Source organism: Paraburkholderia bannensis NBRC 103871 (assembly GCF_000685015.1).
GTDB classification, from domain to species: domain Bacteria; phylum Pseudomonadota; class Gammaproteobacteria; order Burkholderiales; family Burkholderiaceae; genus Paraburkholderia; species Paraburkholderia bannensis.
The window spans coordinates 13,265-36,529 of record NZ_BAYA01000005.1; the positions used below are offsets into that span (position 1 = coordinate 13,265).

Consider the following 23,265-nt stretch of genomic DNA (forward strand, 5'->3'; position numbering starts at 1 on the left):
GAATGCTGCATGTCTAGTGGTGACGCGCCGCGTCGAGATCGTCGCTGCTGCTCGCCTGCACCAGCACCGCCATGTTGCCGGGCAGATGCTGGTTCGCGCGAATCTTCGCGTGCGCCTCGGGCAGGCGGTTCCACGGAAAGACTTCCGAGAGGCACGGGTCGATCTTGCCGCTCATCACGAGCCGGTTGGCCTGTGCGGCTTCCTTGAGGCTCGCAAAGTGGCTGCCCTGGATGCGCTTCTGGCGCATCCACACATAGCGCGCATCGCAGGTGAGGTCATAACCGCTCGTCGCCGCGCAGAACACGACCATGCCTCCGCGCTTCACGACGTAGCAGGACGGCGCGAAGGTGTTGCGGCCCGGATGCTCGAACACCATGTCGACGTCGCGTTTTTCGCCGAGCGCATCCCAGATCGCCTTGCCGAACTTCTTCACATTGTCGATATAGGACGCGTAAGCGAGGCTGTCGTCGACCGACGGCGGCACGCCCCAGCAGGAGAACTGCGAGCGGTTGATGACGCCGACTGCGCCCAGGCTCTTGACGAACTCCGCCTTCGAATCGTCGGAGACCACCGCGACGGGACGCGCGCCCGCCAGCGCCGCAAGCTGGATCGCCATGGTGCCCAGGCCGCCAGCCGCGCCCCACACGAGCACTGACTGACCCGGCGACAGCGCGTGCGGCTTGTGGCCAAACAGCATCCGGAACGCCGTCGCGAGCGTGAGCGTGTAGCAGGCGCTAGCGGCCCACGTCAGGTGTTTAGGTCGCGGCATCAACTGCGTGGCCTGCACGCGCGCGAACTGTGCGAACGAGCCGTGCGTGGTTTCGTAGCCCCAGATGCGTTGCGAAGGCGACAGCATCGGGTCGCCGCCGTTGCACTCCTCGTCCTCGCCGTCCACCTGCGAGCAATGGGCAACGACCTCGTCGCCGACCTTCCACTTGCGCACGTTCGCGCCCACCGCCCACACAATGCCCGAGGCATCCGATCCGGTGATGTGATACGGGTCGCCATGCAGGTCGAGCACCGAGAACGGCTGGCCCAACGCCGCCCACACACCGTTGTAATTGACGCCCGCCGCCATCACGAGAATCAGCACCTCGTTCGCGCCGATAGAGGGCACCGGCACGATTTCCCTGGTGAACGCGCCCTGCGGCTCGCCGTGGTTCTCCCGGCGGATCGTCCACGCGTGCATTGTCCTGGGCACGACGCCCAGCGGCACGGGACGGCCGATCTCGAACAGCTCCGGCTGGGCGGTGCGGGTTTCTTCAACGAAATCCAACACTTCGGTATCCATATCGATATCCATGAAAGACTTGCTTGGGAAGACTGAGCGCTAGCGCTACGAGTCTGGAGACAATGCGGGGAACATCAGGCTGTGAGCATCAGGCCGCGATCATGCCGCCGTCCACCGACAGCGCCGTGCCGGTCATGAAGGAGGAAGCGTCGCTCGCGAGGAACAGGACGCCCTGGGCAATTTCTTCTTCCGTGCCCAGGCGGCCCACGGGATGAAACGCCTTGATCTGGTCGGTCATCTGGGTTTCGCCGAGAAACTTCTCGACCATGGCGGTCGCGACGAAAGCCGGACAAATGGCATTGACGCGAAGGTTCTGCTTCGCATATTCAAGCGCGGCGGCTTTTGTCAGCCCGATAATGCCCGCCTTCGATGCGTGATAAGCGCAGCCGCCGAACGCAGAAGCCACGAGCCCATATGTGGATGACATATTGACGATCGCGCCGCCACCCGCTTTCAGCATCTCGGGAATTTCGTATTTCATCGAAAGGAACATCCCCTTGAGGTTGATGTCCACGACAAAATCCCAGCTCGCTTCGTCCGTCTGCGCAACAGGCTTGCCGAATTGCTCGACGCCTGCATTATTGAAAGCAATATCCAGCTTGCCGAAAGATTGAACGGTTTGCGCTACCGCATTCGCGCAATCCTCGGCCTTCGATACGTCGGTCTTGACGAAGATGGCTTCGCCGCCCGCGCGATGGATTGCATCGACAACGGCGAGGCCTTCTTCGTTACGACGCGAAGCAATAGCGACCTTTGCACCTTCTCTTGCGAACAGCATCGCCGTGGTTCGACCAATACCCGAGCTTCCACCCGTGACAAGCGCCACTTTCCCTTCAAGCTTCTGCACTGCATTCTCCCGGTTACATTGACGTGACAGTCCATCCATTCGGCATCGGCGGCAGTGATTGGCAGCGCGATTCGGGAACGATTCTAGGCGGCAAGAAACACGAGTCGATGTAATTTCACAAAAGTTCAGAATTGCCAAACATCCCCGCGAATATCATGCAGAGCGTCATTCATCTTCGCGTTCATTCGAATGGGATTTATATGTATGCACAACGAGTAGATAAACATGAAATTGGCATGTCCACGATCCGCGCGATTGGGGATGACGGATTCAACAACTTGAGCGCGGCGCTGGACAAACTCGATCCGGATTTCAAGCAGCTGCTTGTTGAGGGCGCCTATGCGGACATCATTGCGCGCCCCAACCTTTCGCTCAAAACTCGCGAACTGGTTACGGTCGCCGTCCTGACGTCGATGGGCAACGCCGAAGCCGCACTTAAATATCACGCGGGCGGAATGCTGAATACGGGCTGGGCGCCCGAAGCCCTGCTCGAAACAGCGATTCATACCCTCGCGTATTCGGGCGCGCCGGTGGCAATGGCCGGCGTGCGGATTGTTGTGATGCTCTTGCAGGAACGCGGCCTGATCGTTCACAGCGACGCATATCGCAGGCTGCGCGACGCATCGTCGATTACCCGGCTGCTCCAGTCCGGCCACGCGTCCTCCGGGGCGCTCACGCAAAAAGACCGCCAGCTGGCGACGCTTGCGATCGTCATGGCCCAGGGGAACCAGCACGCGGCCGTGCGGCAGCACCTGAAGACCTGCCTGCAGCTTGGCTGGACGCGCAGCGAGCTGACTGAGGTGCTGATTCAGCTCACCGGCTATATCGGCTGGCCGATTGTGTTGCCGCTGACGCGCGTAGCACTCGACGTATTTGCTGCAACGGACGCGGACGCATCCGGCGAAGCGGGCGACGTCGAGGCCCCCATCGCTGACACGCTTTGCGGCATCGACGTCGACATGGAAGCACACGATCCTGGCGCTTCCGGGTTCGAATCGGTCGAACACGCCAAGGCGCGGCATCTCACGGACATTGCGTGCCTGACGTGCCTGGCAAGAAGCGCCGACGCGGAAACGCTCGCCGCGCATGTTCAGGAGGCGCTTTCGCTTGGCGTAACGCGGCGGGAGATCGTCAGCGCAATCATGCAGGCGCTGCCTCACGCAGGCGTGCTCGCCGTGCAGTCTGCGCTGCGCATCGCGAATCCGCTGCTCCCCGCGCCAATCGCCGATGCAGTACGGCAATACAACGACGCAGACGCACTGCAATCGCACTGAACCCAGCACATCGCTTTACGCGATTCACCATCCAATACTACGCAGTACGAATAACACAGGAAATGGCCATGAATGATGCAGGCGGATACGACCTGGAAGACCTGGTGCCCGGCATGAGCGCACGTTTCATGAAAACGCTGTCCGAACGCGACGTCTTCCTGTTTGCTAGCGCATCGGGCGACCAGAACCCCGTGCATCTCGACGAGGAGTATGCAAAGCAGACGCGTTTCGGCGGTCGCATCGCGCACGGCATGCTTTCCGCGTCGGTCATTTCGGCGGCGATCGCTTCCCGTCTGCCGGGCCCCGGGTCGATCTATCTTTCACAAGACCTGCAATTCCGGCGTCCGGTCAAGCTGGGTGAAACCGTATGCGCGACCGTGACCGTCAAGGAGATTCTCACGGCTCGCCGCCGCGTCGTTCTGGAAACGCGGTGCGAAGCGAACGGCCTGGTCGTGGTGGAAGGCACCGCTGTGGTCATGCCGACCTGCGCCGCGCAGCGCACGAAGGAGACGGCAGCCCTTGCGGGCGCAGAGGCGTAGAACTTAAGGCGCGGCCAGCCATCTTTGGCGGCAACGAAATGGATGCGCGAGCGGCGTTTCATTGCCGCCTCGCACGGATGGATTGCGATGCTTGCTGCTACAGGGGGATAGGTCTCTCAGGTTCAAGCGTATCGCCGCTCATGAGTGGCGGCGTGGCAAGACGATAAGCGAGCGTGAAATCCGCATCAATATTGCTAAATCGCAGCAGCCAACACTTTGCTTACGAATAGCCGAAATAGGCCGAATCACGCGTCGATTCGCTGGACAACCGATCTGCCTTGCGCTACGTAAGCGGCCGTAATTTGCCCAAATAGACGCACCGGGACGGCCCTGCTACCGTTTTCCTGTCCGTGGAGTGATTGCTGCGGATACCTCCAGACCAACTCCGCTCCGGATGAGGTCTTTTCGCCGCGCCCTCCCGGGTTGCGGCGAATTTTTCCGCGCCATCGCGCGTTTCTGTCGAGCCAGCACATGGCAAACAGGCTAGCTGCGTCGAGCCTTTGAGCGCACCGGTCGCCGCTCAGGCTTGCGTTTGTCGCGTGATTTCCGTCTGTTCGGCCGGCGACGCGCGAGCAGCAGCAACGCGAACATCGTCACGCCCCATAGCGCGAGACCCGCGACGATAAACTCCACCATGCTCATTCGATGGAGCAGGCGATGTTCTGCGTGGCGCAAGCCGCCGGTCGCGATAGAAGTTATGATTCGATCCGTTAAATGCGACAACTTTGCCCCTCTGAATATGCCCGTTTCCGGAACCTCAATCGAAACCGAACGTCTCGTCATGCGCCCGCCGGAGCGAGACGACTTTGAAGACCTCTATGGCATGTGGGCCGACGAGGAGGTCGTGCGCCACGTCACGGGCGCCGCGCTGACACGCGAAGACGTATGGGCGCGGCTGCTTCGCAGTTTAGGCCATTGGACTGCACTGGGCTTCGGTCACTGGATCGTCCGCGACAAACGCAGTGGCGCGTTTGTCGGCGAAGTGGGCTTCGTCAATTTCATGCGCGGCATCGGCGAGGATTTCGACAACGCCCCCGAAACGGGCTGGATGCTGGCAAGGCAGGCGCACCGGCAGGGCTACGCGAGCGAGTCACTGGAAGCTGCGCTGCGATGGGCCGATATGCGCTGGCCCGGCGTCGGCACGGTGTGCATTATCTCGCCTGACAACGTCGACTCAATGAAGCTGGCCGGCAAGTTCTCTTATCGGGCGGATCGCAACGTGATCTACAAGACCAAGGAAGTGACGGTTCTGCGCCGGGCTGCGGGTTTGCCTGCCTGGTGACGGATGGGACGCTTTCTGCAAGGCTGCAAGGCGGCGCGGCGCAATCAGCGCCGCAACCCCTGGAGCAACCGCTAGAATTACGGTTTTAGTCCGGAATTCGCCCCATGTCTTTTGCCTCGCTTGGCCTGATCGAACCCTTGCTGCGTAATGTGCAGGCACTCCATTACCAGACACCTACGCCGGTGCAGGCCAAGGCGATTCCTGCCGTGCTCAGCGGCAAGGACGTCATGGCGGCGGCACAGACCGGCACGGGCAAGACGGCGGGTTTTGCGCTGCCGCTGTTGCAACGGCTGGTGCAACACGGCCCGGCAGTGTCCAGCAACCGCGCGCGCGTGCTGGTGCTGGTGCCCACGCGCGAACTGGCCGAACAGCTGCTGCAAAGCTTTATCGAATACGGCAAGGGCCTCGACCTGCGTTTTCTGGCTGCCTACGGCGGCGTGAGCATCAATCCGCAGATGATGAAGCTGCGCAAGGGCGTGGACGTACTCGTCGCCACGCCTGGCCGCCTGCTCGACCTCAATCGCCAGAATGCGGTGCAGTTCGACCAGGTGCAGACCCTGGTGCTGGACGAAGCCGACCGGATGCTCGACCTGGGCTTCGCGCGCGAACTCAACGCGGTCTTTGCGGCGCTGCCCACCCAGCGGCAGACACTGCTGTTCTCCGCCACCTTTACCGACGATATCCGCGCGATGGCCGCGAGCATCCTGCGCAGCCCCGTCAATATCAGCGTCAGCCCGCCCAATGCCACCGCCAGCAAGATCAAGCAATGGGTCGTGACGGTCGACAAGCGCAACAAGCCCGACCTCTTCATGCACCTCGTGGCCAGGAACAAGTGGGAGCACGCGCTGGTGTTCGTCAAGACGCGCAATGGCGTGGACTACCTGGCGGCCATGCTGGATGAGGCAGGCTATGCGGTCGACACCATCCACGGCGACAAGCCGCAGCCCGCGCGTCTGCGCGCGCTGGAGCGCTTCAAGGCCGGCGAAGTCAATATGCTGGTCGCCACCGACGTGGCGGCGCGCGGGCTGGATATCGACGATCTGCCGCTGGTGATCAACGTCGACCTGCCGATCGTGGCGCAGGACTACGTGCACCGTATTGGCCGAACTGGCCGCGCGGGCGCGAGCGGCGTGGCGGTGTCCCTCGTGTGCGCCGACGAAGCGCCGCAACTGGCCGCGATCGAAACGCTGATCCGCCAGACGCTGCGTCGTGAAGAAGAGCCAGGTTTCGAAGCCGACCACCGTGTGCCGGAAACCAGCGCGACGGGCGAGATCATCAAGAAACCGAAAAAGCCCAAGAAGCCTAAAGTGCCGCAAGCGGCGCCCGCCGCCAAACCGGCGCCCGGCAAGAAGGCTCGCCCGCAAGGCGGTGAAAACCGGCATAAGCCGGTGGCGCAGTACGCCGGGGCCGCGGCGGACGAACCGAGCTTGCCCAACGGCAACCCGTTCGTTATTCAAAAACCGCGTAGCAAACCTGCCAATAAACCTGCAAATAAGCCCGCTAATAAGCCCACGAATAAAGGCGCTAATAAGCCCGCCGGTAAATCCGCTGCGGGTTCAGGCAAGAAGCCCGCAGGCAAACCGGCGGGTAGCCGCGGCAGCCGCTAATCGAGCCTGAATCGACATCATGCCGGGCGTTTTCTCCCAGCATGATGTCGGGCCTTAGCTGCTAGCCCAGCGCCTCCTTGACGAAATCGAGCCGATCCTGGCCGAAGAACATCTCATCGCCCACGAACATCGTCGGCGCACCGAAGAGCCCGCGCGCCACCGCCGCTTCGGTATCCTGCTTGAGCTTTTCCTTCACGGCTGGGCTTTCGACCAGGTGCAACAGCTGCGCCGCATCCAACCCACCCTCGCTGAGCACTTCGCCGATGGTCGCCGGATCGGCCATATTGCGCGGCTGCGCCCACATCGCGCGGTAAACCACGTCGACATAGCGCCGGAACAGCGCTTCATCCTGCATCTGCAAGCCCGTCGCGCCGCGCATGAGCATGAGCGTGTTGATGGGGAAATGCGGGTTGTACTCGAACTGGACGCCATACCGGCGCGCGAAGCGCGTGAGATCCACCCGCATCCATGCACCCTTCGCCGGAATCGCAGCGGGCGATGCGTTATTGCTCGCCTTGAAAATGCCGCCTAGCAGTATCGGCCGGTAAATTAGCTGTGCGTTAGATTGCGCCGCGATGGCAGGCAGTTGCGTCCACGCGAGATAGCTCGCAGGACTGCCGAAATCGAAATAAAACTCGACCGTTTTCATTCCCAGTCTCCCCCTCTCTATAGATGAACAAGCCTTAACTGAACGATGGTTATGCTATTCTCGCCCGACATTCAACCTGGAATCCGCCATGCGTTATTCGAGCACCCACAAGGAAGAAACGCGCCGCAAGCTCATCGAGAGCAGCCGCGCGATCGCCAAACAAGGCGGCTTTGCGACCACGGGTGTCGACGCGCTGATGGCCTCGATCGGCTTGACGGGCGCCGCGTTCTACACGCATTTCCCCTCCAAACAGGCGCTTTTCGATGCGCTGGTGAGCGAGGAAGCCTCCAATAGCGTCGACCTGCTCGCCACCGGGCCCAACGCGCCGCAAGGCGACCTGGCCAAACGTCTGCGCAGCTACCTGAGCACGGCGCACGCCCTGCATCCCGAATCGGGTTGCGCGCTGCCGGCGCTCGGCGCGGAAATCGCGCGCGCAACGCCCGAAGCGCGCGCCGAAGTCGAAAAATCGCTCAAGCGCATTCAAAAAAGCTGGGGCTCGCAGATCGACGATCCCGATACCGCCTGGGCCGTCATGGCTCAATGTGTGGGCGCCCTGCTGCTTGCGCGCGCGGTGGAAAGCGACCGCACGCGCAAGGACATTCTCGCTTCAAGCCGGCGCTTTCTCGCCGAGGCGCTTGAACTGGACAAGCTCAAGTGATTTACCAGCGCTCCATATAAGGACGCAGGTCGAGTTCGAAAGTCCACGCGTCGCGCGGCTGCTGGTGCAGATACCAGTAGTTGTCGGCGATATGTTCAGGATTGAGAATGCCGTCCTGTTCCTTCAGCGCGTAGCGCTCCGGGAACGTCGTGCGAATGAAGTCGGTGTCAATCGCGCCATCGACGATCACATGCGCGACGTGGATATTGCGGGGCCCCAGCTCCCGGGCCATGCTCTGGGCGAGTGCGCGCAAAGCGTGTTTCGCACCGGCGAACGCCGCAAAATTGGCCGAGCCTCGCACGCTCGCCGTCGCCCCGGTAAACAGGATCGTGCCGCGCCCACGCTGCACCATGCGCTTCGCCACTTCGCGGCCATTGAGAAACGCGCTGAAGCAGGCCATCTCCCAGATCTTGAAGTACTTGCGCGCCGACTCTTCCAGGATGCTGCACGGCACGTTCGCGCCGATATTGAACACCATCGCTTCGATTGGGCCGTGTTCGGCTTCCACGCGTTCGATCAGCGCGGCGACCTCCTCTTCGTTGCGCGCGTCGCTGCCATAGCCATAGGCCTGGCCGCCCTGCTCGCGGATCCGGTTGACGAGCGGTTCGAGCTTGTCCGCCGAACGTCGGCTCACGCATGCGATGTAGCCTTCGCGGGCGAAGCGGGCGGCAATCGCGCCACCTGTGGCGTCGCCTGCACCAATCACGAGTACGACCTTGGCCTGCGCGTTCCCTGACTGCATGCTGTCTCCTTTATAGAACGATCGTTCAGTAAACGAACGTTAATTATAAGCACGCGACTTGTCAATACTATGCAGCGGTTGCGGGCAGATCGACCACCCGCGGCATGCCTTCCAATACCGGCTTTGAACCTTGTCAGCCCGCGCTTTCCATCCGCGCATCGAACTCCGCGCGCGCGGCCTCCACGGCGTCCATGTTGCGCAGCGTCCATCCGTACAGGGCCTTGAACGGCGCCTGCAACGAGCGCCCGAGCGGCGTGATCTCATACTCGACCGCCACCGGCGACACCGGAATCACGCGGCGCGACACCAGTCCGTTGCGCTCCAGCCTGCGCAGGCATTGCGTCAGCGCCTTTTGCGTCACGCCTTCCAGATGGCGCTTGACCGCGTTGAAACGCATCGGGCCGCCATCGAGCACGGTCAAGATCATCATCGACCACTTGTCGGCGATCTGGTCGAACAACAGCCGGCTTGGACAATTCACAGAAAAATGTTCTCGGCAGTCGGGCATGGTTTCCTCAAAGATACCTGGGCGAAACAAAGTGCGTTATTGACGTCTGGTATCCAGAATATACCATTCGGGGTGCGGCTGAATTCGTCCGGATTTCAACGGACGTTCAACGTAAATTCAACGTGAATTCAGCCAGATCCACGAGACAACACCCGATTCAATCGACACGGAGCCACTTTTTCCATGCCGTCGTTTTCGTCCGATATCCTGTTTCAGCCCTTCACCGTCGGCTCGCTGACCCTGCCTAACCGCATCGTCATGGCGCCCATGACGCGCTCGTTCGCGCCCGAGGGCATACCCGGCGCGCACAACGCCGCCTACTACCGCCGCCGCGCCGAAGGCGGCGTGGGCCTGATCCTCTCCGAAGGCACGGTCGTCAACCGCCCCGCCGCGCGCAACGATCCCGGCATTCCGTTCTTCCACGGCGACCCCGCGCTGTCCGGCTGGCAACACGTGATCGACGAGGTGCACGCGGCCGGCGGCAAGATGGGCCCGCAGCTCTGGCACACGGGCGCGGTCAAGAGCTTCATGAGCGACTGGGTGCCCGATGCGCCGGTCGAAAGCCCCTCCGGCATTGACGCGCCGGGCGTGGCGCGCGGCGTCGCGATGGCCGATGCCGATATCGCCGATACCATCGCCGCCTTCGCCCAGGCCGCCGCCGACGCGAAGCGCCTCGGCTTCGACACCATCGAGCTGCACGGCGCGCACGGCTACCTGATCGACCAGTTCTTCTGGTCGGGCAGCAACCAGCGCGACGACCGCTATGGCGGCCCGAGCATTGGCGAACGCGCACGGTTTGCGGCGGAAATCGTCGCGGCCGTGCGTGCAGCAGTCGGCCCGGATTTCCCGATCGTGATTCGCCTGAGCCAGTGGAAGCAGCAGGATTACAAGGCGCGCCTCGCGCATACCCCGCAGGAAATGGCGCAATGGCTCGAACCGCTCGTCGCGGCGGGCGCCAATGTCCTGCACTGCTCGCAGCGCCGTTTCTGGGAGCCGGAATTCCCCGAGATCGATGGCGAAGCGGGCCTGAACTTCGCAGGCTGGGCCAAGAAGCTGACGGGCGCGGCGACGATCAGCGTCGGCTCCGTGGGGCTGTCGGGCGACTTCATGGCGGCGTTTGGCGGCGAAAGCTCGACGAGCGTGGGGCTTGAGCGCCTGCTCGAACGCATGGAGCGCGACGAGTTCGACCTGATCGCCGTGGGCCGCGCGCTGCTGACCGACTCGCATTGGGTCGCCAAGGTGCGTGACGGCAATGTGGACGGCCTGCGAGGCTTCGAACCCGCAGCGCTGCGCGAGCTGGTTTAAGCGTCAATAAGCGTCAAACGGGCTCGGCGCGACGTGGCGCGGCAGCACATGCGCCACTGCTCGCGTCGATGTCCGGGGCCACCGTGACGCGGTTACGCCCCGACGCCTTCGCGACATACAGCGCGGCGTCGGCGCGCACGATGGCGCTCTCCAGCGTATCGTGCACGCCAATGCCATCGACGCCCGCGCTAAGCGTGCAGCTCACCCCGTCCGCCGATGACCGCTCCACGGCCATGCGCAATTCGTTCGTCATCCTGATTGCATCGTCCTTGCGCGCATTCACGAACAGCACCGCGAATTCCTCGCCGCCCATGCGCCCCAACAGGTCGCACCGCCGCAACTGGCCCGCCACGGCCGACGACACCTGCGCAAGCAGCCGGTCGCCCACCGCGTGCCCGAAGCTATCGTTTACGGCCTTGAACTTGTCGATATCGAGCACGGCAATCGACAGCGCACCGCCTTGCGCACGCACGGCGCACAACGACGCATGGGCACGCTCCATGAAAGCGCGGCGCGTCAATGCACCCGTCAATTCATCGACGGTCGCGAGCTTTTCCATGCGCTCCAGGATGCGCGCGTGCGCCAGCATCACCATGCCGGTCGACATGCCAGGCAAGGTGACAATCGCGAGGCCCAGCAACACGACATTCCACGGCGACGGCTGAACGAACGAGAGCGTCGGCGCCAAGCCGGAGACGATTGCGCCGATCCGCGCGAAATAGAACAGCGCGCCGAGCCACGCCGAAGCCGCAATCAGGCGGCACGCGTAGCGCGTGCGCTCGCCCGATGCATGGCGCAGCGCCAGCACGCCGACGGCGATGCGTCCATAGATGAGCCCCAGCGAGATCAGCACGCCCCGCGCGCCGATATTGGGCGAGACCACCGTGAAATACACCAGCGCGGCGCCGCATACGGCGAACGCCAGGCACTCGTCGCGCCGCACGGCAGGCGCGCCGAAGAAACACCGCGTGCCCTGCAGGAGCAGCAGCACCGCGCCCAGCGTGAGGAACGAAACGCCGATGATGGTGGCTGCGCCGCCCCGCATGCCGGCGCACAGGATCCACGCCGACGCCGCCGCGAGCAGCGCATAGCCCAGGCACCAGCGGAGCACGCCCGGCAGCGCGGTGCGCGCCAGTGAGCCCAGGATGGCCACACTCATCAGACAAGAAACGATCAGGGTGCCCAATAGAGCGACGGCGCTAGGCATGAACAGGCTGGATCAGGGCAACGACAGGTAAGCGGGTCAGACGGGAGTGTGGCTGGCGCAAATCCGTAAATCGAAAGCTATTTGAAATATCTTGCCGCGTGCCTCACCCCGTTGCGGAACGCATATCGTATCGCACCGCCGCAACTCGACAATTACAGTTTTCGGCAGACGCGGTGACGTTCTCGTCAAACTGTACTCTGTGCAACCCCTCTTAGGTGTGCATACCGGCTTCGACTGTGCTCTTTTAATCTCACTCCATGATGACGCCGCCTCTATTCGACGGCGTCACCCAATCAGGAGTCTGAAGAATGAAAGGAGCCCTATGTCGAGGCACGACCTGTCCTCTCCACAGCAAACCGGCAAGCGCCCCGCACACGGCAGGGAGCGGCGCGTGAACCTGCTGGAAGCCATGCGGATCTACGTGAGAGTCGTCGAGCGCGGCAGCATTTCCGGCGCGGCGCGCGACCTGGATATCGGCCAGCCCGCGGTGAGCGAGCGCATCGAGCGGCTGGAGAAGTATCTGGGCTGCCAGTTGCTGCTGCGTAACGCGCGCACGTTCCAGTGCACGCCCGAAGGTTCAATCTTCCACGAGCGCAGCAAGTCGGTGCTCGGCGCGGTCGAGCAGGCGCTTGCCGAAGTGGCGAACGACGAGCAGATCGTCAAGGGGACGATCCGTATTGCCGCGCCGCATTGTTTTGGCGAAACCATCTTGCCGGAAGGGCTCAAACGCGTGATGGACAGCTATCCGCGCCTTGACATCGAGCTCGCCCTCAATGACAAGGTCGCCGATCTCGTGACTGAAGGCGTGGACATTTCGTTTCGCCTGGGGCCGCTGGGCGACAGCGCGTATATCGCGTGGCCGCTCGGGCAGATCCGGCGTCTGCTGGTGGCGTCGCCTGCCTATCTGCAACGCCATGCAGCCATCGACTCGCCCGCGCAGCTCGCGAGCCACAGCTTCATTCGCGTGAAGGGCACGTTCGACGCGGATCAATTGCCTCTGTCGTCCGATGCGCAGATTGTCGATAGCGTAACGATTCGGACTGCCATTAAAACGACGCACTGGCGGCCGATGTACGAGATGGTGCTAGCCGGCGTGGGGATTGGCGTGCTGGAGGAACCGGCGGCAACTGCCGCCATTGCCGATGGCCGCCTGGTGCGCGTGCTGCCCGATTACGAGGTTCCGCCGCTCGCACTGAACCTGCTGATCCGTCCGCAGCGCCCGGTGCCCGCGCGCGTGCGAAAGATCGTCGATACCTTGAAGGCCTTTGTTAGCGAGGCGCTTCAGGGCTGAACGACGTAACCCGGCGTGGCGGCGGCCTGCGATTCATCGAGCCTGAAGATCGCCACGCTCTCGACCAGCGTGCGCGCCTGCTGCGCCATCGATTGCGCCGCTGCCGCGGCCTCTTCGACCAGCGCCGCGTTTTGCTGCGTGACCTCGTCCATCTGGCTCACCGCCTGGTTGACCTGCTCGATGCCGGTGCTCTGCTCGAACGAAGCCGCCGAAATCTCGCTCATGATTTCCGTGACGCGCTTCACGGAACGCACGATCTCGCGGATCGTGCCGCCCGCGTCCGCCACGAGTGCTTCGCCCGCTTTGACGCGGGTGACGGATTCGCCGATCAGCTCGGCGATTTCACGCGCCGCGCTCGCGCTGCGTTGCGCGAGCGAACGCACTTCGCCCGCCACCACGGCAAAGCCCCGGCCCTCTTCGCCCGCCCTTGCCGCTTCGACGGCGGCATTCAGCGCGAGAATATTGGTCTGGAATGCAATGCCTTCGATCACGCTCACGATCTCCGCGACCCTCATCGAGCTATCCGAAATCTGACGCATGGTCTGCACCACGCGCTCGACTTCGTCGCCGCCACGATGGGCGACGTGGCTCGCGGCATTCGACAGTTCGCTCGCCTCGCGCGCGTTGTCGGCGTTCTGGCGCACCGTGGCCGTGAGTTGCTCCATGCTCGACGCGGTTTCCTGCAACGACGCGGCTTGTTCCTCGGTACGCTGCGAGAGATCGGTATTGCCCGCCGCGAGTTGGTGCGTCGCGCTCGATATCGACTGGCTCGCCAGCTTGACGCCACTGACGATCTGCCCCAACTGGGCGATCGCGGTATCGAGCGCGCCAGCCAGCACGCCCACTTCGTCCTGGCGCGACGCATCCAGGTGCACGCTCAGGTCGCCGCGCGCAAGCGCATTCGCGCCATCCACCACGTGCTGGAGCGGGCGCACGATCGAGCGCGTCACCATCACAGCCAGCACGCAGGCGACGATCACCGCAATCAGGGCCGTGATCCACAGCACTTCGCGCGCGGCGGCATAGGCGCCGCCCGTCTCCTTGCCCGACGCGTCCATCAAGCCCTGCACATGGTCGAGAAAATCGCGCTGCTGCCTGATGAGACCGTCGCGCACCGGCGCGGCCTGCAGCAAGGCGACGCGCGCATTGGCGCTGTCGTGGGCGCGCAATTGCGCGTAGACCGGCGCCATCGCCGCTTCATAGGCCGCGTGAGCATCGGACACCCGGCTGAAAATCTCCTGACCCGTTGCGGTGTTGACGAGTTTCGCCATGGCCTCATAGAGCGCCTTGTTCTCGATCGCCACGGCTTCGGCCTGCTCGACCTCCGCGACTTGCGCCTGCGGCGTCTGCGCTTCCAGCGCTTCGTAGGCGAATGCATTCGCGCGGAACGTGCCTGCCGCAATCCGGTTGGTGAGGCTCAGTTCTTCGGCGCGCAGGCCGACGATAGCCTGCGTCGTCCGGTTCATGCTGGCCATTTGCAGCGTGGCGACCGCGCAGACAATAATCAGGAATGCCAACACTATGGCGAATGTCGCCATCAATCTTGCACCAATCTTCAGCTTCACAAGCGACACTCCAGGGAAAACGTTCATTTCAAGGCGCGCACAGTCTATGCGTAGCAGGATAAAAAATCGCCTCTTTGTTGATCCAGCCGAACCGATACTTAGCATCGCCTGAAGCACGGTGCTTTAACACGCCTTTAGAGCCCAACGCCACTCAAGTTTGCGCGACGCAGGCCGTTGACCCGGAATCGACGGCCACTACGGATGCACGCCTTGTCTTTCAACCCTGAAGAATTCCATCGCCAGACCGGCGATTCGCCGATCATCGAATGGCTGTTGCACGACGATCAGGTGATGCGCGAGTGCTTCCGGCATGCGGCGGCGATCCTCAAGACGGTCACGGGCGCGTCGATTACGGCCGTGCTGTTGCTGGACGCCGAGCATCAGCACTATCGCGCGGAAGTCGGCCTGTCGGTGCATCCGATCCCGCGACGGCAGTCGCTCAGCCATTACGCCGTGCAGAGCAACGCGCTGTTCCTCGTCGAAGACGCGCGCGCCGATGCGCGCTTCGCACAATGCGTCCTCGTTCGCGAAGCCCCCTTCGTGCGCTTCTACGCGGCCATCGCGCTGCGCGCGCCGGACGGCGAACTCGTCGGTGCGCTTTGCGCCATGGATCCCGCGCCGCGCACGCTCGTCCAGTCCGGGCGCGAGGTGTTCGAACATCTGCGCGCCATGATCGAAAACGACCTGAAATTGCGCTGCGCCACCGCGACCGATCCCGTGACGCGCCTGTTCAACCGGCGCTTCATGCTGGAAAGCATCCGCCGCACCTGGCGCGAGGCCGCGCCCGATCAATGGCTCGCCGCTGTCATGGTCGATATCGACTGGTTCAAGCAGTTCAACGATACCTATGGTCATCCGGCAGGCGACGTCTGCCTGCAAAAGGTCGCCGCCGTTTTGCAGGGCATTGCCGACGAACATCAGGTCATTGCGGGCCGCATGGGCGGCGAGGAATTCGGCCTGCTGTTGAGCGGCCTGCCGCGCCCCAGGATCGCGCCGATACTGGAACAGTTGCGCTGCGGCGTCATGGCGCTTGCCATTGCGCATCGCCATTCGCAGGCGGGCGTGGTGACCGTGAGCGTGGGCGCGGCGCTGACACAAGGCTCGACCAGCAGCCAGGCAGCCTTTGCCGCCGCCGATCTGGCGCTCTATCGCGCCAAGCACGCAGGACGCAACGCGGTGGTCATCCACTGACCCCTACTCGCCAAACTGTACTCCTCGATTCGCCCGCGAAGTGTGCGTACTCACGTGCGGCGCGCACACGTAACCTTGCCACTCAACCATTGCGCCCCACGCCCGCCACCGGGCGCGCTTCGACGATTCACTCGACCACTCATTCATGATCATTCGCCCCGCGCCGAACTGGTTTCGCATGCTCTTCGTCTGGCATGGCTCCGTTCTCAAGGCCATCATTCCGCAACTGGTCTTCATGACGCTGGTGAGCGTGCTCGCCATGTGCACGCATGGCCGCATTCTCGGCGAGAAAATCCCGCTCAATACGACGCCGTTCACGCTATGCGGCGTGGCGCTCACGATCTTTCTGGCGTTCCGCAATAACGCGAGTTATGAACGCTATTGGGAAGCGCGCCGTCTCTGGGGGAACGCGTTGATCGCCGCGCGTGCGCTGGTTTCGCAGTTCCGCCATTACGTGCCGCCCAGTTCGGCGCCATTCGAAAGCCGCCGCATTCCGCGCCTGCTCATCGCCTATGCGTACGCGTTGAAGCACACGCTTCGCCGCTCGGATGCAAGCGCCGATCTCGCGCGCCTGCTCGGCCCGGAACAGGCCGCCGCACTCGCGCAACGCGTATTCCAGCCGATCATGCTGATCGACGAAGCGCGTCGCCATCTGGCGGCGCTCAATCGCGCGGGCGCGCTTTCCGATACGAAACTCTGGATGCTCGACCACCAGCTCAACGAGCTTGCGGCAACCGTGGGCGGCTGCGAGCGCATCCTCAGCACGCCGCTTCCTTTCGCCTATGGCGTGCTGCTGCATCGCACGGTGTACGCGTATTGCGCGCTGCTGCCGTTCGGGTTGATCGATTCGATTGGCTTTGCGACGCCGCTCATCTGCGTATTCGTGTCCTACACGCTGCTCGCACTGGAGGCGATTGCAGGGGAAATTTCCGATCCCTTCGGACTCGCGCCCAACAACCTCGCGCTCGATTCGATGACGTGCACAATCGAGCGATCGGTGCTCGAACTCTGCGACGAAGCGTTGCCGCCGGCCACCCGCCCCGGCCCCTACTATCAACTGACCTGAACCCGCATTGGAGCGCCCATCATGCACTGCCCCACACGAACCGAAGACAGCACAGGCAGCGTCGTGCGCGACGTGCTGCGCCACCAGGGCGACGCGACAACCAGGGCCACCGATCATGTCGTGGAAGAAGTCCCGGTCGCGCTGGTTTTCAACGGTATTTCACACGCCGTCATGATGGCGACGCCCATTGATCTCGACGATTTCGCGTTGGGATTCGCCTTGAGCGAAGGCATTGTCGAGCGAGCCAGCGACGTCTTCGATATCGAAACGTTGCTGCATGCCGAAGGCGCCGAAGTGCATCTGCGGGTCTCGCAGGAAGCCTTCCTGGCGCTCAAGGGAAAGCGCCGTGCGCTGGCCGGACGCTCGGGCTGCGGCGTGTGCGGGATTGAAAGCATCGAGCTGCTCGATCTGCACCCTGATCGCATGACTGCGAATGCTCCAGCGGTTTCAAGGCGCGCAATAGAGCGCGCCTCGCGCGAACTACGCGACCATCAACGTTTGATGCATGAAACAGGCGGTATTCACGCGGCTGCATGGTGCGACCTTGAAGGCAATATCGTGCAGGTCTTCGAGGACGTGGGCCGCCACAATGCGCTCGACAAATTAATCGGCTGGCTGGCGCGCACACGCGTCGATAGCGTGCAGGGCTTTGTCTTTCTCTCCAGCCGCGCGAGTTACGAGCTGGTGCGCAAGGCCGCGCGCGTACCCGTGCATACGCTTGCGACGATTTCCGCGCCAACTTCGCTCGCCATTTCCGTCGCCCAGGAAGCGGGCATTCGCCTCCTGAGCTTTTGCCGTGGCGACGGTTTCGTCGAATACGTCACGCCAGAAAACGCTTAAGCCTGAGAGCCGTCACCGCGCGCACGACGCCGCAAGCTTGCCCACGGTGATAATCGCCTGCTCAATTTCCGGCGACCAAGGCGTGCTGTAATTGAGGCGAATGAAGTTGCGGTAACTGTCCGAGACGGAAAACATCGAGCCCGGCCCGATCGTAATGCCGCGCGCGAGCGCCAGCTCGTATAGCTTCATCGAATCGACCTTGGCGGGCAGCTCGATCCACAACACGTAGCCGCCTGCGGGACTCGACATGCGCGTACCCGCCGGAAAGAACCGCGTGACCATCGCTTTCATCAGGTTGGCCTGCTGCGCGTAGCTCTTGCGGATGCGCCGCAAGTGATGTTCGTAGCCGTCGCGTTCAAGGTATTCGGCAATCGCCAGTTGCGGCACGACCGCCGTGGTCAGCGTATTCAGGAACTTGAGCTTTTCGACCTGGTCGCGATAGCGGCCCGGCATCGCCCAGCCAATACGGTACGCGGCGGTCAGGCTCTTGGAAAACGACCCGCAATGCAGCACCATGCCGCTCTTATCGTACGATTTGAGCGTGGTGGGATGCGACTCCCCGAAATACAGTTCGTTATACACACCATTTTCAATCGCTGGAATGTTCGCCTTTGCGAGCAGGTCGACCAGTTCGCGCTTGCGCTCGTCGGGCATCAGGAAGCCAAGCGGGTTCTGGAAATTCGGCATCACCATGCACGCGGCAATGGGCTGCGATGCGATGATCTTTGCAAGCGCATCCACCTCGATGCCGTATTCCGGATGCGTGGCCACTTCGATCGCCTTCATGCCCGAACGCTCGATGGCGTGCAGCATCGCGTAAAACGTGGGCGATTCCACGGCAATCACGTCGCCGGGTTTGGCGACGGCCTGCAGACACAGGTTGATCGCTTCGGTTGCACCTACCGTGATGATGATTTCGCTCGGGTCGACGGCGATGCCGTTTTCCAGGTAGCGTCGGGCAATTTGTCGCATGAGCTCCGGGCTGCCTGGCGGCAACGCATTGGTCACGCCCCACGACGAACGCTTGCGTCCCACAGCGGCGGAATAGCGATTGAGCTTTTCGTAAGGGAACAGTTGGGGATCGGGATAAGGCGAGCCCAGCGGCACCGCATCGTCCACGCCGATCGAGCGCAGCGTGGAGAGCACGAGGCGGCTCACATCCACTTCCGCGGACGTCGCAACGGGTCGGCTCGCGCGCAGGTCGTCCGCGTGCGTGCCGCTTTCTGCCGCGCGCTGGCTCACAAAATAGCCTGATTGCGGGCGGCTTTCCAGCACGCCACGGCTTTCCAGCAGCAAATAGGCGCGAATGACGGTGGTAATGCTGATGCGATGCTGCTGGCTAGCCTGGCGCACTGATGGCACGCGGTCGCCTGGCCGGAATACGCCCTTGCGGATCAACGTTTCGATATCGTCCGCGAGCTTTTCATAGAGTTTCACTGCTTTCTCCCCGGAGGTCGCTCACAGCACTGCCAACGCAGTGTACTGCTGCGGGCGAAACTGTACTCTAAGTGATGCCCTGATTCTGTGTGTCATGCGCGTAGTCCTTAACTTTTACGCTGTCGCCTATCCAAGCAATTACCAAGCAGTGCGCGCGGCCCGTCTCGTGAAACCCTCGCGAGGCCGCGCGAACGACAACGGAGCCAGGCGTAATGGACAAGCAGAAACCAAAGGGCAAAATCGAGGCCTATCATCATCCGGCCGCGGGCTGGGGCGCGCTCAAGTACGTCGCCATCAACCTCATCAAGGAACGCGTGTCGGGCGGCAACTACCGCACGCTGTTCAAACAGAACCAGCCTGACGGCTTCGACTGCCCAGGTTGCGCGTGGCCCGACCGCGAGCACGCCTCCACCTTCGAGTTCTGCGAAAACGGCGTCAAGGCCGTCGCCGCCGAAGCGACCACCAAGCGCGTGACGCCCGACTTCTTCGCGGCAAACACGGTCGAGTCGCTGATGAAGCAGACCGACTACGAACTCGAACAGCACGGCCGCCTCACCGACCCGATGGTGTATGACGCCATCACCGACCGCTACAAGCCCATCGCCTGGGACGACGCGTTCGCACTGGTCGCGAAACACCTCAAGGAACTCAAGTCGCCCGACGAGGCCGCGTTCTACACCTCGGGCCGCGCGAGCAACGAAGCCGCGTTTCTCTACCAGCTGTTCGTGCGCATGTACGGCACCAACAACTTCCCCGATTGCTCGAACATGTGTCACGAAGCCACGAGCCGCGGCCTGCCGACGACAGTGGGCATCGGCAAGGGCACGGTGACGCTCGACGACTTCGAGATCGCGGACACCATCATCATCTTCGGCCAGAATCCGGCGACCAACCATCCCCGCATGCTCGGCGAACTGCGCGAGGCCTCGCGGCGCGGCGCAACCATCGTGTCGGTGAATCCGCTGCGCGAGCGCGGGCTCGAACGCTTCACCAGCCCGCAGCACCCGCTGGAAATGATCACCTTCGGCAGCACGAAGATCGCATCGACTTTCATTCAACCGAAACTCGGCGGCGACTTCGCGCTTATTAAAGGCGTCGCCAAGCGCCTGATCGAACTGGACGACGAGGCGCTCGAAAACGGCACCGAGCGCGTGATCGATCTCGACTTCATCCAGCAACATACGCTGGGTTTCAATGCCTTCGCCGAAGACCTGCGCAATGAAAGCTGGCCGCTGCTCGAAGCCGAATCGGGCGTGGCGCGCGAGGACATCGAAGGGCTCGCTCGCATCTATGCCAACGGCAAGCGCGTGATTGCAACGTGGGGCATGGGCATCACGCAGCACAAGCATTCGGTGCAGACCGTGCATATGCTCTCCAACCTGTTGCTGATGCGCGGCAACATCGGCCGCGAAGGCGCGGGCCTGTGCCCCGTGCGCGGCCACTCCAACGTGCAGGGCAACCGCACGGTCGGCATCGAGGAAAAGCCCTCGCAGGCGTTTCTCGACCGCCTCGGCAAGGTGTTCGATTTCGAGCCGCCGCGCGAGCACGGGCTCGACGTGGTGGAAACGGTCGAGCACATGATCGAAGGCGAAGTGAAAGTGTTCATGGGACTGGGCGGCAACTTCGCGATGGCGACGCCTGACACGCTGCGCACGTTCGACGGCCTGCGCTCGTGCAAGCTCACGGTGCATATCACCACCAAGCTCAATCGCAGCCACCTCGTGCACGGCGAAAACGCCCTGATCCTGCCGACGCTCGGCCGCACGGAAATCGACGTGCAAAACGGCGTCGCCCAGGGCGTGACCGTCGAGGACTCGATGAGCATGGTGCACATCTCGTACGGCATGAACAAACCGGCCTCGCCGAACCTGATGTCGGAAACGGCGATCGTGGCGAATATCGCACGCGCCACGCTCGGCGACGACAAGGTGGACTGGCTCGCGCATTCGGGCGACTACGCGAAGATCCGCGACGCTATCGAACAGACGATCGAAGGTTTCGATCAATACAACGAACGCATCCAGCATCCGGGCGGCTTCCATCTGCGCGTCGCCTCGCGCGAACGCGACTGGAAAACCGACACCGGCAAGGCCAATTTCATGGTGCATCCGGTGCAGCAGGACACGCCGATTGCGCGCGCAAAGGCGCAGCACGGCGAGCGCCTGATGACGCTCATGACGACGCGTTCGCACGATCAATACAACACGACGATTTACGCACTCGACGACCGCTATCGCGGCGTATTCGGCCAGCGCCGCGTGGTCTTCATCAATCCCGCCGATATTGCCATGCTCGGCTTCAAGAACGGCGACTGGGTCGACATGACCACGGTATGGGACGACGGGATCGAGCGCCGCGCGGATCACTTCCGCCTCGTCGAATACGACATCCCGCGCGGCTGCATTGGCGCGTATTACCCGGAAACCAATCCGCTCGTGCCGCTCAAGAGCGTGGGCGACGTCTGCAATACGCCTACGTCGAAGTCGATTCCGGTGCTGCTGCACGCGTCGTCCGAGCCGCTCGAACTGCCCGCTTTCTAAGTCATTCAAACCAGCCTGGTGACGCTCATGTCTCTCGAAGCCCTTAATCTGGCGCGCGGTCAGTTCGCCATGACCGCGATCTTCCACATACTCTGGCCGATTCTCACGATCAGCCTTTCCGCTTTTCTGCTCGTCGTCGAGACGCTGTGGGTCAAGACCAGCAATGTGGTCTGGTATCGCCACGCCCGTTTCTGGAGCAAGCTGCTGATTCTCAACTTCGCCGTTGGCGTGGTGAGCGGCATTCCGATGGAATTCCAGTTCGGCACGAACTGGGGGCCGTTTTCGCAATACACGGGACAGTTCTTCGGCAATATCCTGGGCTTTGAAGGCGCGATGGCCTTCATGCTCGAAGCCGGTTTCGTCGGCATCATGATGCTGGGCTGGGGACGCGTGCCCAAGGGCGTGCATCTGTTCGCCACGTCCATGGTCGCGCTCGGTTCGTCGATTTCCGCGTTCTGGATCATGGTCGCCAATTCGTGGCTGCAAACGCCGCGCGGCGTCGCGCTGGTCGACGGCAAGCTCGTCGTCACCGACTACGTAAAGGCGATCTTCAATCCCGACATGGCCTGGGGCGTCTCGCACATGTGGTTCGCCGCGCTCGAAACGGGGCTGGTCGTGATCGCGGGGATTTCGGCTTACTACCTGCTCAAGCGTCGCAACCCGGAATTCTTCGTGCGTTCGTTCAAGCTCGCGTTGCTGCTGCTCGCGTTCGTCGCGCCGGTGCAGATCTGGCTGGGCGATTCGAGCGGCGTGGACGTGTTCGAGACGCAGCCCGCCAAGGGCGCGGCCATCGAAGGCCATTGGCAAACCAACGCGCCGGGCACGGGCGCAAGCTGGTCGCTGATTGCATGGCCCGATGCAGCGAAGCAAGACAACGACTGGTCGCTCGAAGTGCCGGGCATGCTGAGCATTCTGGGCACCCACAGCCTGCACGGCAAGGTCACCGGCATGCGCGACATTCCCGTCGCCGACCAGCCGCCGATGCTGCCGCTGCTCTACTACGCCTTCCGCGCAATGGCCGGCATCGGCTTCCTGTTCATGGTGCTCGCGTTCTGGACGCTCTATGCGCTCAGCCAGTCGCGCGGCCACCTGGAGAAACTGCTCGCGCAGCGCAAGCTGCTGCTCGCGTGGGTGCTGGCCATTCCGCTGCCGTATATCGCCGTCGAATGCGGCTGGATCGTGCGCGAAGTGGGACGCCAGCCGTGGGTCGTCTATGGCCTGCTGCGCACCGAGCACGCGGCTTCCGCGATTCCCGCCGGCGAGATCACGGGCAGCATGATCATGTTCGCCGCATTCTTCGTCATCCTGATCAGCTCGTTCTTCGTGTTCGCTCGCCGCTGGCTGCGCCGCGGCCCCGATCTCACGCTCATGCCGCCGGTCGAAGTCGCGCACCAGCCGGTGCCGCATACCGTCGACTATTGATCGC

Annotated in this window: 20 protein-coding genes; 12 read left to right on the top strand and 8 right to left on the bottom strand. The window is 62.8% G+C overall.

What is annotated here, in order from left to right:
* Positions 1-13 precede the first annotated feature (13 nt).
* Entirely contained in the window at positions 14-1,303 is a 1,290-nt protein-coding gene (gene ccrA, locus BBA01S_RS08840) for a crotonyl-CoA carboxylase/reductase (protein ID WP_245641452.1), read from the bottom strand.
* Between the two features lie 76 nt (positions 1,304-1,379).
* The gene (locus tag BBA01S_RS08845; protein ID WP_027816102.1) at positions 1,380-2,138 is read right to left on the bottom strand and encodes an SDR family NAD(P)-dependent oxidoreductase; all 759 of its coding nucleotides are present in this window, start codon (positions 2,136-2,138) and stop codon (positions 1,380-1,382) included.
* A gap of 236 nt (positions 2,139-2,374) precedes the next feature.
* Between BBA01S_RS08845 and BBA01S_RS40650 the strand changes: the two genes are divergently transcribed.
* From BBA01S_RS40650 to BBA01S_RS08865, 4 genes are all read left to right on the top strand, one after another.
* Complete coding sequence (locus tag BBA01S_RS40650) at positions 2,375-3,412, top strand: carboxymuconolactone decarboxylase family protein (protein ID WP_063750533.1); 1,038 nt, start codon at positions 2,375-2,377, stop codon at positions 3,410-3,412.
* Positions 3,413-3,480: 68 nt separating this feature from the next.
* Positions 3,481-3,951, top strand: coding sequence for a MaoC family dehydratase (locus BBA01S_RS08855; protein ID WP_027816103.1), 471 nt, complete (start codon positions 3,481-3,483; stop codon positions 3,949-3,951).
* Positions 3,952-4,648: 697 nt separating this feature from the next.
* Positions 4,649-5,233: a GNAT family N-acetyltransferase gene (locus BBA01S_RS08860; RefSeq protein WP_245641453.1), complete on the top strand. Its 585-nt coding sequence runs from the start codon at positions 4,649-4,651 to the stop codon at positions 5,231-5,233.
* Positions 5,234-5,337: 104 nt separating this feature from the next.
* On the top strand, positions 5,338-6,840 hold the full coding sequence (locus BBA01S_RS08865) for a DEAD/DEAH box helicase (protein ID WP_027816105.1): 1,503 nt from the start codon (positions 5,338-5,340) through the stop codon (positions 6,838-6,840).
* A gap of 61 nt (positions 6,841-6,901) precedes the next feature.
* Here BBA01S_RS08865 and BBA01S_RS08870 read toward each other — a convergent pair whose 3' ends face one another.
* Entirely contained in the window at positions 6,902-7,489 is a 588-nt protein-coding gene (locus BBA01S_RS08870; RefSeq protein WP_042296545.1) for a 2-hydroxychromene-2-carboxylate isomerase, read from the bottom strand.
* Positions 7,490-7,577: 88 nt separating this feature from the next.
* On the opposite strand from BBA01S_RS08870, the gene BBA01S_RS08875 reads away from it, so the two are divergent.
* Positions 7,578-8,147, top strand: coding sequence for a TetR/AcrR family transcriptional regulator (locus BBA01S_RS08875; protein WP_027816107.1), 570 nt, complete (start codon positions 7,578-7,580; stop codon positions 8,145-8,147).
* Between the two features lies 1 nt (position 8,148).
* On the opposite strand, the gene BBA01S_RS08880 is transcribed toward BBA01S_RS08875, so the two are convergent.
* Positions 8,149-8,889 carry an SDR family oxidoreductase gene (locus tag BBA01S_RS08880; RefSeq protein WP_027816108.1) on the bottom strand — a complete coding sequence of 247 codons (741 nt, stop codon included), beginning with the start codon at positions 8,887-8,889 and terminating at the stop codon, positions 8,149-8,151.
* 133 nt (positions 8,890-9,022) lie between these two features.
* Positions 9,023-9,370, bottom strand: coding sequence for a winged helix-turn-helix transcriptional regulator (locus BBA01S_RS08885; protein WP_245641454.1), 348 nt, complete (start codon positions 9,368-9,370; stop codon positions 9,023-9,025).
* Between the two features lie 210 nt (positions 9,371-9,580).
* Here BBA01S_RS08885 and BBA01S_RS08890 point away from each other — a divergent pair, with 210 nt between their 5' ends.
* Positions 9,581-10,702, top strand: a complete 1,122-nt coding sequence (locus BBA01S_RS08890) for an NADH:flavin oxidoreductase (RefSeq protein WP_027816110.1) — start codon at positions 9,581-9,583, stop codon at positions 10,700-10,702.
* A gap of 13 nt (positions 10,703-10,715) precedes the next feature.
* Here BBA01S_RS08890 and BBA01S_RS08895 read toward each other — a convergent pair whose 3' ends face one another.
* Complete coding sequence (locus BBA01S_RS08895; protein WP_245641455.1) at positions 10,716-11,861, bottom strand: GGDEF domain-containing protein; 1,146 nt, start codon at positions 11,859-11,861, stop codon at positions 10,716-10,718.
* 439 nt (positions 11,862-12,300) lie between these two features.
* Between BBA01S_RS08895 and BBA01S_RS08900 the strand changes: the two genes are divergently transcribed.
* A complete protein-coding gene (locus BBA01S_RS08900) occupies positions 12,301-13,200 on the top strand; it encodes a LysR family transcriptional regulator (RefSeq protein ID WP_027816112.1) in 900 nt (299 codons plus the stop codon).
* Here BBA01S_RS08900 and BBA01S_RS40655 read toward each other — a convergent pair.
* Positions 13,191-14,792, bottom strand: coding sequence for a methyl-accepting chemotaxis protein (locus BBA01S_RS40655; protein WP_042296547.1), 1,602 nt, complete (start codon positions 14,790-14,792; stop codon positions 13,191-13,193). The two genes, BBA01S_RS08900 and BBA01S_RS40655, sit on opposite strands and share 10 nt — an antisense overlap.
* A 183-nt stretch (positions 14,793-14,975) precedes the next feature.
* Between BBA01S_RS40655 and BBA01S_RS40660 the strand changes: the two genes are divergently transcribed.
* The 3 genes from BBA01S_RS40660 (at position 14,976) to fdhD (ending at position 17,862) form a co-directional block, all read left to right on the top strand.
* Positions 14,976-15,956 carry a sensor domain-containing diguanylate cyclase gene (locus BBA01S_RS40660; protein WP_245641456.1) on the top strand — a complete coding sequence of 327 codons (981 nt, stop codon included), beginning with the start codon at positions 14,976-14,978 and terminating at the stop codon, positions 15,954-15,956.
* A 145-nt stretch (positions 15,957-16,101) separates the two neighbouring features.
* Entirely contained in the window at positions 16,102-17,022 is a 921-nt protein-coding gene (locus BBA01S_RS08915; protein WP_027816113.1) for a bestrophin family protein, read from the top strand.
* Positions 17,023-17,043: 21 nt separating this feature from the next.
* Positions 17,044-17,862, top strand: coding sequence for a formate dehydrogenase accessory sulfurtransferase FdhD (gene fdhD / locus BBA01S_RS08920; RefSeq protein ID WP_027816114.1), 819 nt, complete (start codon positions 17,044-17,046; stop codon positions 17,860-17,862).
* 12 nt (positions 17,863-17,874) lie between these two features.
* On the opposite strand, the gene BBA01S_RS08925 is transcribed toward fdhD, so the two are convergent.
* Entirely contained in the window at positions 17,875-19,299 is a 1,425-nt protein-coding gene (locus BBA01S_RS08925; RefSeq protein WP_027816115.1) for an aminotransferase-like domain-containing protein, read from the bottom strand.
* Between the two features lie 212 nt (positions 19,300-19,511).
* Between BBA01S_RS08925 and BBA01S_RS08930 the strand changes: the two genes are divergently transcribed.
* Complete coding sequence (locus tag BBA01S_RS08930) at positions 19,512-21,839, top strand: FdhF/YdeP family oxidoreductase (protein WP_027816116.1); 2,328 nt, start codon at positions 19,512-19,514, stop codon at positions 21,837-21,839.
* A gap of 27 nt (positions 21,840-21,866) precedes the next feature.
* Complete coding sequence (locus BBA01S_RS08935; RefSeq protein WP_027816117.1) at positions 21,867-23,261, top strand: cytochrome ubiquinol oxidase subunit I; 1,395 nt, start codon at positions 21,867-21,869, stop codon at positions 23,259-23,261.
* The last annotated feature ends 4 nt before the right edge of the window (positions 23,262-23,265 follow it).